The organism is Nocardioides humi (assembly GCF_006494775.1).
GTDB lineage: Bacteria > Actinomycetota > Actinomycetes > Propionibacteriales > Nocardioidaceae > Nocardioides > Nocardioides humi.
In genome coordinates, this window is record NZ_CP041146.1 from 4,372,444 (window position 1) to 4,385,353 (window position 12,910).

Consider the following 12,910-nt stretch of genomic DNA (forward strand, 5'->3'; position numbering starts at 1 on the left):
GAGTGTTGATGACCGCGAAGCTCGTCGTCGAGGATTTCATCCGCTGTACCGGGCACGGTCGGTGCTACAGCGAGGCGCCCGACCTGCTCGACTACGACGACGAGGGTTTCGTGTCCGTGCGTCATGCTCCCCTGGAGATCACCGACGCCGACATCGAGGATGCCGAGGCTGCCGTGGCGGCCTGTCCCGAGGCGGCACTCCGCATCATCGAGGAGGACTGAAGAGATGACCGACCAGAGCCTGGCGGAGCGACTGCTCCGGCTGGAGGAGATCGAGACCGCCCGCGGCCTCTACAACGTCTATGCCGAGACCCTGGACGATCCGGACCCCGACACGGTGGCGCCGCTGTTCACCGAGGATGCGGTGCTGCACACGCCGGTCGGCGACTTCGTGGGCCGAGAGGCGATCCTCGACTTCTACACGAAGGCGTTCGCCGACGACACCTCGGTGAAGCGGCACTTCATCACCAACTCGCGGGTGGTCGCGCACCGGCCGGGTGAGGTGCACCTCGTCAGCTACTTCCTCTACGTCGGCCGTGGTGACGACGCCTCCATCGTCGGCTGGGGCACCTATGACGACCGGATCGACGTGAGCGGCACCCAGCCCCTGTTCCGGGAGAAGACGATCGACGTGCACGTCGGCACGGACCTGTCGACCGGATGGGCGAAGGGAGCGCTGTGACCGAGCAGCAGGAGCTCTGGATCGGCGGGCGCTGGGCGACCGGGGCGGGGGTGACCACGACGGTGGTCAACCCGGCCGGCCTGGAGCCGATCGCGACTGCTCGGCTGGCGACCACCGTGGATGTCGATCACGCGGTCGCGCAGGCGCGCGCCTCCTTCGACGCCGGGGTCTGGAGCGGTGCGGCGCCGGCCGAGCGCGCACAGGTGCTCCGAGCCGCCGCCGATCTGCTGGAGAAGCGGCAGGACGAGCTGGCGCGGACCCTCACCGGCGAGCTCGGCTGCCCGCTGTGGTTCTCCGAGCGTGCGCACGTCCCGAACCCGATCCGGCACCTGCGCACCTTCGCCGACCTCGCGCAGGCGCACACCTTCGACGAGGAGGTCAGCGACGGCGCGAACCGCAGCCTCGTGATCGACGAGCCCGTCGGCGTCGTCGGGGCCATCACGCCGTGGAACGGGCCGCTCAGCTCGCCGGCCATCAAGGTCGGCCCGGCCCTGGCGGCCGGCTGCTCGGTCGTCCTCAAGCCCTCGGTCGAGGCGCCGCTGACGGTGATGGCGCTCGGTGACGCGCTGGCCGAGGCCGGCCTGCCCGAGGGCGTGCTCTCGATCCTGCCGGGCGGCACCGAGGCGGGAGTGCGACTGGTCGAGCACCCGGACGTCGACAAGATCGCCTTCACGGGCAGCACGGCCACCGGCAGACAGATCATGCGGACCTGCGCCGACCGCATCGCCCGGATCACCCTCGAGCTCGGCGGGAAGTCCGCAGCGGTGGTGCTCCCGGACGCCGACGTCGAGAAGATGGTCGCCGCGATCATGCCGATGTCACTGGTCGTCACCGGACAGCTGTGCATCAGCCAGTCCCGCGTGCTGGTGCCGCGGTCGCTCGAAGCAGAGGTCACCGAGGCGCTCGCTGCCGCGATGGCCGCTCTTCGCGTCGGCGACCCGCTGGACCCGGCCACGTTCCTGGGGCCGCTGGTCAGCAGCGCCCAGCGCGACCGGGTCGAGGGCTATGTCGACCTCGCTCGCACCGAGGGGGCGACGGTCGCCACGGGCGGGCGTCGCCCGGACGACGTCCCGCCGGGCTACTTCGTCGAACCCACCCTCCTCACTGGCGTCACCAACGCCATGCGGGTGGCGCAGGAGGAGATCTTCGGCCCGGTCATCGCCGTCGTGGCCTACGACAGCGTCGAGGAGGCCATCGCGATCGCCAACGACTCGCCGTACGGCCTCTCGGGTTCGGTCTGGAGTGCGGATCCGGACGCGGCCCTCGCCGTTGCCCGCCGGATCCGCACCGGAATGGTGTCGATCAACGGGGCGCCCCAGGCATGGGGGACGCCCTTCGGCGGCTACAAGCAGTCCGGCATCGGGCGCGAGATGGGCATGGAGGGGCTTCGCGCCTACTTCGAGAAGAAGTCCGTCGCGCTCGGCCCCGCCGTGGGCTGACCTCACCTCGTTCATCCCAGATCGATCCACGACTCGAACGGAGCACACCCGTGGGCAAGCTCGACGGCAAGCGTTGCATCGTCACCGGCGGAGCGCAGGGAATCGGCCGCGCCATCGTCCTGGACCTGGCCGCAGAAGGCGCGGCGGGGGTCGTCATCGTCGACCGCAACGTCACCGGTGCCCAGGACACCGCCGCGCTGGTGGGGAGTGCGACGAGGGTCCAGGTCGTGGAGACCGACCTCCGTAGTGGCGATCAGGTGAGGTCGGCCCTCGACTCGTCGGTGGCGTTCCTGGGCGGGCTCGACGTGCTGGTCAACAATGCGGGCGTGATCGAGTCGGTGCTCACCGACCGACCCACCACCGTGGATCAGTTGGACGAGGAGATCTGGGACATGGTCTTCGACGTCAACCTCAAGGCGATGTGGCTGATGACGAAGCACGCCACGCCGCACCTGCGGCAAGGGGACGGACCGGCGATCGTGAACTGCGGCTCGGTCTCCGGCCTGACGGGCTATCCGCTCGGCCCCGCCTACTGCTCCAGCAAGGGTGGTGTCGTCCAGCTGACCCGGGCCTCGGCCGTGGACCTGTCCCCGGACATCCGGGTCAACTGCTACTGCCCCGGATCGGTCGAGACCCCGATGCGACAGGGCTTCATCGACGCCGCCGATGACAAGGACGCGGTGGAGAGGTTCATGAGCGCTTCACACCTGGTCCGTCGGGCCGGCCGGCCCGAGGAGGTCGCCCACCTGGTGTCCTTCTTGGTCTCCGACGACGCGTCCTTCATCACTGGCGGGATCTACAACGTCGACGGCGGCTCGTTGGCGTGGCGAGGGACCAACTGACGGCTCCGCGTGCCGCCGGCGGGTCGGCGGCCGGCTCCGAGAGGACGTCTCGCGACTGCGCTGACGGTGATTGACATCACCCGAATCTATGATAACAATTATTCTCGTGAAGACTGATTCTTCCGCGCAGGCCACGACCGACCTCCTCGAGGGTGCCCTGGCTGCCGGGAACACGGCGGCCGACGCGCCGCAGCTCGACCCGGACACCCCGGTCCTCAGGCTCCGCAACGTCTCCAAGACGTTCCCCGGCACGCACGCCCTCAAGGGCATCGACCTGGACATCGCGCCGGGCGAGGTGCGGGCACTGGTCGGCCAGAACGGCTCCGGCAAGTCGACGCTGATCAAGGTGCTGGCCGGCTACCACGCGCCCGACCCGGGGTCGGAGAGCTGGTTCAACGGCGAGGAGTTCCACCTGGGCAGCCGCGACGGTCTCGGCTCCAGCCATCTCCGCTTCGTCCACCAGGACCTCGGCCTCGTGCTGGAGATGAACGCGGTCGAGAACCTCGCCCTGACGGCGGGCTTCGCCACCGGCCTCGGTGGCCGGGTGGACTGGGGCGAGCAGCGCCGTCGAGCCGAGGAGACCATCGCGCGTCTCGGCGTCGATCTGGACGTGCGCAAGCCGCTGGCAGAGGCGACTCCGGTCGAGCGCACCGTGGTCGCCATCGCGGCCGCGCTGACCGGCTGGGAGAGCGGTCGCGGCCTTCTCGTCCTGGACGAGCCCACGGCGGTGCTGCCGCACACCGAGGTGGGCCGGCTGCTCGACATCGTCCGTGGTGTTCAGCGGATGGGCGCCAGCGTCCTCTACGTCAGCCACCGCCTCGACGAGATCTTCGCGATCGCCGACAAGGTGACCGTGCTCCGCGACGGGCGGGTCACCGCGACCCGGGACGCCGCCGAGCTGAACACCCAGTCGCTGGCCGAGCTCATGGTCGGAGACCAGGTGGACGCCGCATTCCGGCTCGGCCGCCCCGTCGTCGCCGCCGACGCCTCGCCGGTGCTCAGCGTGCGCAACCTCTCCGGCGTCCAGGTGAAGGACCTGGGCCTCTCCGTGGCCCGCGGCGAGATCCTCGGCATCGCGGGGTTCGCCGGCTCGGGCGCCGACGAGGCCGCCTACCTGCTGGCCGGCGCTCGGCCGGCCGGTGAGATCCAGGGTGAGATCCGTCGTGGCGACGGCTCCTGGGAGCCGGCCGGCGCGGCGCTCACCAGGCAGCGGCTGCCGCTCGTCCCCGCTGACCGCGCCGGCGAGGCCGTCGTGGCCGACTTCAGCGTCGCCGACAACCTGACCGTCCGGGTCCTCGACAGGTTCCGCACTCTCCTCGGTCTGTCCGCGCGGCGTGAGAACGCGTTCGTCGAGGAGTGGATCAAGCGGTTGGAGATCAAGGTCTCCGCGCCGGACGCCTCGATCATGAGCCTGTCCGGTGGCAACCAGCAGAAGGTGATCATGGGCCGCTGTCTGGCCTCGGACCCCTCGCTGGTGATCCTTGCCGAGCCGACCGCCGGGGTCGACGTCGGCACCCGGCAGGCCATCTACGAGCTGATCGGGCAGCTCGCCGACGACGGTCTCGCCGTGATCGTCACCTCGACCGACACCACCGATCTGCTTGCTCTCTGCTCCCGCGTCGTCGTGCTCAACGGCGGCCACGTCGTCGCCGAGCTCGCCGGCGAGCAGATCACCGACCAGGCACTGCTCGCCGCCATGGAAGCAGGAGACCGATGACCACCGCCCAGGAGCACCCCGTGACTGCTGCACCCGACACCGCCTCCGACGTCGACGCTCCGATCACGACGACGGGAAGCGCCTCGTCCCGAGCCTCGACGAGCCGTTCGCTCCTCGGGCTGCTCAGTCCCAAGCGGGTCAGCGCGCTCTACGTGCTCGCCGTGATCATCGTGATCTTCTCGTTCTGGGCGCCGGAGACCTTCCCGCGGATGGCCACCGTCCAGCAGATCCTCAACGGCAACGCGGTGATCGGTCTGGCGGCGCTGTCGATCGCGATCCCGCTGTCCGCCCGGGTCTTCGACCTGTCCTTCGCCTACACGATGTCGTTGTCCGGGGTCACCGCCGCGCACCTGCTCGCCAACAAGGACTGGTCGCTGTCCGCATCCATCGCCGCGGCGCTGGGCATCGCGCTGGTGGTCGGCCTGATCAACGCAGTCGTGGTGGTGGTCCTGCGCGTCGACTCGATGATCGGCACGCTGGCCACCGGATCGATCATCCAGGCGTTCATCACCTTCGTCACCAACGAGATCCCCATCACCGACTCCAAGCTGTACGGCGGCTTCTCCGACATCGGGCAGAAGCAGTTCCTCGGGCTGATCCTGCCGGTCTGGTACATGTTCGTCGCTGCGGCGCTGCTCTGGTTCCTGCTCTCGCACACCGCCACCGGTCGGCGCATCTACGCCACCGGCTTCAACACCGAGGCCGCCCGCCTGACCGGCATCAAGACGAAGCGGATCCAGTTCTGCTCGCTGCTCGTCTCCGCGGTGATCGCCGGATGGGCGGGCATCGCCCTGGCGGGCGTCCTCGGCTCCGGCTCGCCGACCGCGGGAACGCCGTATCTGCTGCCTGCGTTCGCAGCGGCGTTCCTGGGCGCCACCCAGCTGACGCCCGGCCGGTTCAACGCCTGGGGCACCGTCCTCGGCGTGATCACGCTGGGGCCGGCACCACCGGCCTCTCCCTGGCCACCGCCCCGGCGTGGGCATCGAACATGTTCACCGGCGTCGTCCTGATCGCCGCACTCGCCGTGACCACGGTGCAGCGCAAGCCCCGGACCGGCAAGCGCCGGTTCTCGCTGAGGCGCTCCGCCGCCTGAGCTCCGCCCGTCGAAGATCCGCCCGTCGAAGAAGGGAACCGTCGATGCCGACCCGTCCGTCCGAGTCGAAGGCCACCGGGGGATGCCCGGTGAGTCACACCGACTACCAGATCGAGCGGCCGATCCTCGAGACCTACGCCCATCTCAACGCCGAGCGTGAGGAGGCGCGATTCCTCTGGAACGACGCCACCGACCACGGCTTCTGGATGATCAACCGCTACGACGACGTCGTCGAGGCGCTGCGGATGTTCGAGGAGTTCGGCAACGAGCAGGTCAACGCTTTCGTCAACGACATGCCGGCGAACGTGCTGTTGCCCCAGCAGCTGAACCCGCCGGAGCACACGCGGCTGCGTCGGATGCTCAACCCGTTCTTCTCGCCCGCGGCCGTCAAGCGGCTGGAGCCGTTGGCACGCGAGCGGGCCCGGGCGATGGTGACGGAGATCAGGGAGCGCGGAGCCGACGATCTGACGACCGGCTTTGCGCTGCTGTACCCGACGGAGCTGTTCCTGGCGCTGCTGGGGCTGCCGGTCGAAGACGGACCGGAGTTCCTGTGGCGGATCGAGGCGATCTTCGGCGGACTGCTCAAGGCGGGGGAGGGCTCCGAGGAGGAGGCGGCGGCTGCGAGTGCCTGGATCACGGCGTACTTCAACGAGAAGGTCGAGGAGCGGCTCGCCGACCCGGGAGATCCAGAGACCGACCTGATCACGCGGATCCTGACCCATCCGGTGGGGGAGAAGATGCTCGAGCGCCACGAGGTGCTCACCGTCATGTCGACCCTGATGCTCGCCGGACTGGACACCACCCGCAGCGCACTGGGCTACATCTTCTATCACCTGTCCAACGACACCGCCTTGCGCCACAAGGTGACGGCCGATCCTTCGTTGTGGCCGCGGTTCATCGAGGAGTCGGTTCGGCTGTACTCGCTGATCATCGAGGACGGGCGCCTGGCGAAGTCCGACCTCGACCATCACGGGCTGCCCATCGAGAAGGGCGACATGCTGTGGCTGGGACTGGCGGCCGCGAACCGTGACCCGAGGAAGTTCGAGAATCCGGACGAGTTCGACATGGACCGCGCGAACCTGAGCCACCATCTCGGCTTCGGCGCAGGTCAGCACCGCTGCATCGGGATGCACCTGGCGCGCTCCGAGCTCGTCATCGCCCTCGAGGAGTGGCACGCGCAGATCCCGGACTATCGGATCGCCGAGGGTGTCGAGCTGCGCGAGCGCGGCGGCCAGCTGAAGCTGATGACGCTGCCCTTGGAGTGGGACTGACCTCAGCTGCTGGCCGGGACGGGAAGGGGCAGCTCGCAGGCGCCGTCGAAGCCCAGCGTATGGGTGAAGCGGCCGACGGCGATCCACGTCGCGATGCTGTAGGTCAGGTCGACGATCTCCGCCTCGTCGAACGCGTTGTGCATCCGGACCCACCACTGGTCGTCGTGCGGGGTCTCGCGGGGGGTCTCGGCCATCCGCTCGGCGTACTCGATCGCCAGGCGCTCCCTTTCGGAGAACAGCTCCGAGGTGCGCCACGAGGTCACTGCGTCGTAGAAGGACTCATCGGGTGCGGGGCCCCTGTCGATCGCGGGCGGCCCGCCGTTCGGTCCGGTGCCGACCCGGGCTGCGAGCTCGCCGGCGTCGGCGGCGAGGCGGAAGCCTCGGCAGGCGAGGCAGCCGTTGATGTCGGCGATCCTGATCCGCGCTGCCTCCGCGACCCGGAGGCTCAGCCGCGAGCTCTCGTAGACCGTGCGCGACAGGGCGATGAACGCATCGGCCATCGCGGGCTGGAGCCCGTTCCAGGCGGCCGACCGGGGATCGTCCGGGCTCCGCACGTCGGCGACTCTGGCCATGGCTCTCCTCGAGGGTGGCGGCGTTGACGCTGGCTGTCACGCCTGACATATTTCATTATCATGAATCGCATATACACCTTCCGTCAAGATGACGCCCTCTCCGACGACGGTGCTCGCCCGGTGCTGGTGGTGACGGGTGGCGCGCGCGGGATCGGCGCCGCGATCGTCGAGGCGGCCGTGGATCAGGGCTGCGCGGTCTGCTTCAGCTATGTCAGCGACGACCAGCGGGCGGCGAGCGTTCAGGCGAAGCTGTCGACGCCCCAGGTGCCGGTGCTGGCGGTCAAGGCGGACGTGGCGGATCCGGACTCGGCGGCACTGCTCATCGATCGCGCGGCATCGCTCGGTGATGTGGTGGGTCTGGTCAACAACGCGGCGATGCTGAACCGGATCGGCCTCTTCGTCGAGAGATCGCCGGAAGAGATGCGCCGTCTCGTCGAGGTCAACGTCCTCGGCGTGATGTACGCCTGTCGGGAGGTGATTCGGCGGTGGCTGGCAGACGGAGTGCGTGGCTCGGTCGTCAACATCTCCTCGACCGGCGCCGCGGTCGGCGCAGCGGGGGAGTTCGTCACCTACGCCGCGTCGAAGGGGGCTGTCGACAGCCTGACGATCGGGCTCGGTCGTGAGTACGCACGCCATGGCATCCGTGTCAACGCGGTGAGTCCTGGCACGGTCGACACGGGCGTGCACGCGACCGTCGGCGATCCGGACCGGGCCTCGCGTCTGGCGGAGTTCATCCCGATGGGCAGGACGGGCGAGCCCATGGAGATCGCCGAGGCGGTCATGTGGCTGCTGTCCGAGCGGGCGTCCTTCGTCACCGCAGCCAACCTGCGGGTCTCCGGAGGGGTGTGAGCCGATGTCCTGGGTGGGCCGTCCTCCCGGTGACGACGACGTGCGAGCGTACGCACACACGCTGGCCGACCGGCAGATGCAGGAGGCGACGTCCGGCAGGGGAGCGATCGCGTACCTGACGGCGGAGACCCGCCGGCAGGCGTTGGCCGAGGTCCGCGAGGGTGTGACCTACTCGCTGGCCCAGCCCATCTCGGCGGTGCCAGGCCCCGACCAGATCTTCGGCCCGCCGCTGCACCTCGACCTCGAGCCGCCGTTCGCCGAGCAGGCCGGAGAGGGCGGCAGATACGACTACCTCGGGCTGGCTGTGCACGGATTCGATCTCACGCACGTCGACGCCCTGTCGCACACGAGCTACCAGGGCCGCTTCTTCGGAGGGCGATCGGTGGCCGAGGCCCGGAAGACGCTCGACGTGAGGATGGCAGCCGACGGGCTGGTCGCCCGTGCCGTGCTGCTGGACGTTCCCGACGCCAGGGGCTGGAGTGGATCGATCACGGGACGCCCGTGCTGCCCGCGGAGATCGAGGAGATCCTGCGGCGACAGAAGGTCACGCCTCGTCCCGGCGACGCCTATCTGCTGTACACGGGGCGAACCCGGCGACTCGCCGAGGCGGGCGGACGCGCGATCGACAGCCAGCCCGGATGGCATGTCGGCTGTCTGCCCTGGCTGCGCGATGGACAGGCGTCGGTCGTCGGTTGCGACGTCGTGTGCGAGTACATGCCGTCGGGATACGCCTTCCGGATCCCGTTCCACACCTTCGGCATCTCGCAGCTCGGGCTGTGGATCCTCGACACCCTCGACCTCGATCGAGCGGTCCGGCACTGCCGGCGGACACGCCGCTACGAATTCGCGCTGATCGTCGCGCCCCTTCCCCTCGTCGGCGGCACGGGCAGCCCGGTCAATCCCCTCGCGATCTTCTGATCCGGATGCTTGACGATGATTCGATTCATACATACCATTATCGATGATTGTGAGAGCAGTCACAGACGGCCGGCGCGGCGGAGATGAGGCCGGTCCGTTCATTCGCTACGACAGAGTGTTGAGAGGAACGTCAGACATGAGCCGGGTTGCTAGCAGGCTGCGACGACTTCGTGCGGGGCGGCCCCTGATGCTCGTCGCGATCATGGCGGCGCTCGTGCTCAGCGGGTGTGCCGAGCAGGAGGGCGAGCAGAAGGGCGGCGGCGTGGGGCTTGCGATCGGGGCCACGAAGGAGGACTTCGTGGCCGCGTTGGCCGACATGTCGCCGGTGACGCTGCGGCTCCAGAGCACGGCACCCCAGGGGGCGGCGACCGGGCGGAGGTTCGAGGACTATGCCAAGGCGGTCGAGGACTGGTCGGGCGGCAAGATCACGTTCGACATCGCCTATGCCAACGCGGTCGTACCGCCCGCCGAGGTCGCCGATGCGATCAACGATGGTCGCCTCGACATGGGATCGGTCGTCACCACCCTCGTGCCGACGGACTTCCCGGTGAACGGCGCCCTGTGGGATCTCAGCTTCCTCGGTCGGCAGTCGCCGGTCGGAGGGCTTCTGCAGTCCGAGGCGATGCTGCTCGATGCGTCGGTGTCCACGCCGGAGATCTACGACGAGTTCGCCGACCTGGGCCTCTTCCCGGTCGTTCCCGCCTTCACGGCCGGATCGGTCGGGCTGGCCTGCTCGAGCGAGCGCAACGGGCTGGACACCCTCGGCGGGAACATCGTGGCCAGCCAGAGCCGGACTACCGAGGCCCAGGCGCGAGCTCTGGGGATGACCCACGTGTCGGCGAACTACACCGAGATGTTCGAGAGTCTGGAGCGTGGAGTCGTCGACTGCACTCTCACCAGCCTGACGGTGGCCGCGCTCTCGGGCTTCATTCCAGCGGCCCCTCACTTCGTCATCGACCAGGAGACCGGGTTCGGGAACTCCGGCGGCTCGTTCGTGGTCAACGCTGACAAGTGGGACTCCCTGCCGCTGGCGGCACGCCAGCTCCTCTTCGACCGCGCGGACGTCTTCCTGACCGCGAACTTCGAGGGCGCCTGGGACAACATCAAGGATGCCGTCGGCCAGTTCGACGAGGCTGACGGCGAGGTCTCGCCGATGGAGCCGGACACCAAGGCCGAGCTGGAAGCCTTCAACAAGAGCCTGATCGACGCTGCCCGGAGCAATGCCGCCATTGCCGACGCGGAGGGGTTCGTCGACACGATCGAGGAGTCCCTCCAGACCTGGAGCGACCTGGAGGGCGACGCACCGACGGACTACGCCGAGTTCGCCGACTGGTACGAGAGCGGCTCCGTGGACCTCACCTCCTACCTCGAACGCCTCTGGACCACCACCATGGACAAGAAGAGGCCGCGTTGACGGAGAAGGTCGCCCAGCTCGACCACCCGACCGAGGCCGAGGCGGCGGCGGGCCGGAGACGCCTCTCCGCGAATCTCTACGACCGACTGATCGAGGTTCCGGTCTCGCTGATCCTCATCGCGATGGTGCTGCACGTCTCGGCCAACGCACTGCTCCGTGCGTTGGCCGGCCATCCGCTCGACAACACGCTGGAGTACACGCAGTTCTGGTATCTCCCGGCGATCGTCTTCGCCGGCTTCCTGACGGCAGCGCGACGTGGCGAGCACATCCGGGCGTCCCTGATCTTCGACAACCTCCCTTCGCGGCTCCAGCGACCGGTGTGGGCCCTCGTCTCGGTCGTGTCGGCGACATTGTCCGGCGGGTTCGCCTATTACAGCCTCCTCGAGGCGCTGGACAACCGTGAGAAGGGCCTGACCGGAGGCGTCTCGACGGTCGTGATCTGGCCGGTCACCTTCATCGTCCCGCTGATGTTCGCGCTCCTGGCCCTCCAGTTCCTCGCCGACGCCCTCCGAGCGCCACGAGCGGAGATGGTGGAGATCGGGGAGCAGGACACCGACCTGGTCTCGGTCGACTCGCTGAGCGTGCACGACGAAGCCTCCACGCCGGCGCGCCGCTGGCGCACGACCGCGCGCGAGTCGGTCGCGGTCACGAGCGTCGTGCTCGCGATCGCGTGCACAGTGGCCATCTTCCTGCCGTTGATTCCGGAGGCCATCGGCACGGCGGCCGTCGTGCTGATGCTGCTGCTGATCTTCCTCCGGCTCCCTGTCGGCTACGCACTCGTCCTTCCCGCCGTCCTCGGACTGCGCGTCCTGGCGAGCCCCCTGGCCGTGGAGAACCTGCTCGGCAAGCTCGCCTGGGACTCGTCCGCGTCGTGGTCGCTGAGCGTCATTCCCATGTTCGTCTTCATGGGCCTGCTGCTCTGGCGCAGCGGGCTCACGACCGAGCTCTTCGGCGCCGCCAGGCAGTGGCTGAGCTGGCTTCCCGGAGGGCTGGCCATCGGGACCAACGCCGCCGGAGTGGGATTGGCGTCGATCAGCGGCTCGACGGCTGCGTCGACGTACGCGCTCTCCCGGATCGGCATCTCGGAGATGCTCAAGGCGGGCTACGACAAGCGGGTCGCCATCGGCTCCGTCGTCGTCGCCGGCCTGCCCGGCCAGCTGATCCCTCCCAGCGTCATGCTCGTCATCTACGCGGGCATCGCCGAGGTCCCGGTCGGGGAGCAGCTCATGGCCGGAGTCGTTCCCGGGATCCTGATCGCCGTGGTGTGTGGGCTCATGCTGATGGGCCTCTTCGTCACGCGGCCGTCGTTCGCGGGAACCGGGGAGGTCTCCGACGCCGAGCCGATCTCGTGGTCGGGCCGCTTCAGGTCGCTCGGGCGGGCGTGGCCCGTTCCGGCGCTGATCCTGATCGTGCTCGGTGGCATGTTCGGTGGCATCTTCACCTCGACCGAGGCGGGAGCGGCAGGTGCGCTCGGCGCGCTGCTGGTGACGCTCTGGCTGCGTCGCGGCGATCGGCCGCTGAGTGCCGTGGCACAGGCCGCTGTGGGAACCGTCAGCGCCACGGGGGCGATCTTCCTGCTGCTGCTCGGCGCGGAGGCGCTGACGCGACTCATGTCGATCACCGGACTGGCCCAGCTGTTCACGAACTGGGTGCTCGACCTCGGCCTGGGCCGGATCGGCTTCCTCCTCCTGATGCTGGTGGTCTACCTCATCCTCGGCACCTTCCTCGAGCCGCTGGCGCTGCTGCTGCTCACGGTGCCGATCCTGATGCCGACCCTGCAGGCGCTGGACATCTCGCTGCTGTGGTTCGGCGTGTTCACCGTGTTCATGGGCGAGCTGGCCGTCGTGTCCCCGCCGGTGGGGATCGTGGCGTTCATCATCCACGGCCTGGTCCAGGATCCCGAGGTCAATCGAGGGCAGCAGATCACGCTGGGCGACGTGTACTGGGCGTCGGCCTGGTTCCTGCCCGCCTGCGTCCTCTACTGCTTCATCCTCATCTTCGTCCCCGACCTGGTGACCTTCCTTCCTGAGCTCATGGGCAAGTGAGGCCTGCGCCAGCCACTGCATCCGAGATGGTCCTCAATAGGAAAGGTGTCGAGAGAGTCATGACTACAG

At 68.8% G+C, this 12,910-nt stretch carries 12 protein-coding genes; 11 read left to right on the top strand and 1 reads right to left on the bottom strand.

Translation table 11 applies throughout. The features are described 5' to 3' along the window. Positions 1–8: 8 nt before the first annotated feature. The 7 genes from FIV44_RS21230 to FIV44_RS21260 all read left to right on the top strand — a co-directional run bounded on the left by FIV44_RS21230 (position 9) and on the right by FIV44_RS21260 (position 7,043). Positions 9–221: a ferredoxin gene (locus FIV44_RS21230; RefSeq protein ID WP_141006181.1), complete on the top strand. Its 213-nt coding sequence runs from the start codon at positions 9–11 to the stop codon at positions 219–221. A 4-nt stretch (positions 222–225) separates the two neighbouring features. Then, complete coding sequence (locus FIV44_RS21235) at positions 226–681, top strand: nuclear transport factor 2 family protein (RefSeq protein WP_141006182.1); 456 nt, start codon at positions 226–228, stop codon at positions 679–681. After that, positions 678–2,120, top strand: coding sequence for an aldehyde dehydrogenase (locus FIV44_RS21240; RefSeq protein WP_219996116.1), 1,443 nt, complete (start codon positions 678–680; stop codon positions 2,118–2,120). Before FIV44_RS21235 ends, FIV44_RS21240 begins: the two co-directional genes overlap by 4 nt. Before the next feature lie 50 nt (positions 2,121–2,170). Next, positions 2,171–2,962: an SDR family NAD(P)-dependent oxidoreductase gene (locus FIV44_RS21245; RefSeq protein WP_219996117.1), complete on the top strand. Its 792-nt coding sequence runs from the start codon at positions 2,171–2,173 to the stop codon at positions 2,960–2,962. Positions 2,963–3,068: 106 nt separating this feature from the next. Next, on the top strand, positions 3,069–4,679 hold the full coding sequence (locus FIV44_RS21250) for a sugar ABC transporter ATP-binding protein (RefSeq protein ID WP_181410742.1): 1,611 nt from the start codon (positions 3,069–3,071) through the stop codon (positions 4,677–4,679). Between the two features lie 20 nt (positions 4,680–4,699). After that, positions 4,700–5,689 (top strand): ABC transporter permease, encoded by a 990-nt coding sequence (locus tag FIV44_RS21255; RefSeq protein WP_181410743.1) that lies wholly within the window; start codon positions 4,700–4,702, stop codon positions 5,687–5,689. Positions 5,690–5,861: 172 nt separating this feature from the next. Continuing rightward, a complete protein-coding gene (locus FIV44_RS21260) occupies positions 5,862–7,043 on the top strand; it encodes a cytochrome P450 (RefSeq protein ID WP_219996118.1) in 1,182 nt (393 codons plus the stop codon). Positions 7,044–7,045: 2 nt separating this feature from the next. On the opposite strand, the gene FIV44_RS21265 is transcribed toward FIV44_RS21260, so the two are convergent. Next, a complete protein-coding gene (locus FIV44_RS21265; protein ID WP_141006188.1) occupies positions 7,046–7,615 on the bottom strand; it encodes a carboxymuconolactone decarboxylase family protein in 570 nt (189 codons plus the stop codon). A 120-nt stretch (positions 7,616–7,735) separates the two neighbouring features. On the opposite strand from FIV44_RS21265, the gene FIV44_RS21270 reads away from it, so the two are divergent. From FIV44_RS21270 to FIV44_RS21285, 4 genes are all read left to right on the top strand, one after another. Beyond that, a complete protein-coding gene (locus tag FIV44_RS21270) occupies positions 7,736–8,464 on the top strand; it encodes an SDR family NAD(P)-dependent oxidoreductase (RefSeq protein WP_219996119.1) in 729 nt (242 codons plus the stop codon). A 501-nt stretch (positions 8,465–8,965) separates the two neighbouring features. Further along, positions 8,966–9,382, top strand: a complete 417-nt coding sequence (locus tag FIV44_RS21275) for a cyclase family protein (RefSeq protein WP_141006190.1) — start codon at positions 8,966–8,968, stop codon at positions 9,380–9,382. Positions 9,383–9,569: 187 nt separating this feature from the next. Next, positions 9,570–10,796, top strand: coding sequence for a type 2 periplasmic-binding domain-containing protein (locus FIV44_RS21280; protein ID WP_219996120.1), 1,227 nt, complete (start codon positions 9,570–9,572; stop codon positions 10,794–10,796). Then, complete coding sequence (locus tag FIV44_RS21285; RefSeq protein WP_141006192.1) at positions 10,793–12,841, top strand: TRAP transporter large permease; 2,049 nt, start codon at positions 10,793–10,795, stop codon at positions 12,839–12,841. The genes FIV44_RS21280 and FIV44_RS21285 overlap by 4 nt, the downstream gene beginning before the upstream one ends. The last annotated feature ends 69 nt before the right edge of the window (positions 12,842–12,910 follow it).

Bases quoted from the DNA above. Each gene is read 5' to 3' on its own strand.
- FIV44_RS21265 (WP_141006188.1), bottom strand. From the start codon at position 7,615: ATGGCCAGAGTCGCCGACGTGCGGAGCCCGGACGATCCCCGGTCGGCC.
- FIV44_RS21235 (WP_141006182.1), top strand. From the start codon at position 226: ATGACCGACCAGAGCCTGGCGGAGCGACTGCTCCGGCTGGAGGAGATC.
- FIV44_RS21230 (WP_141006181.1), top strand. From the start codon at position 9: ATGACCGCGAAGCTCGTCGTCGAGGATTTCATCCGCTGTACCGGGCAC.
- FIV44_RS21280 (WP_219996120.1), top strand. From the start codon at position 9,570: ATGCTCGTCGCGATCATGGCGGCGCTCGTGCTCAGCGGGTGTGCCGAG.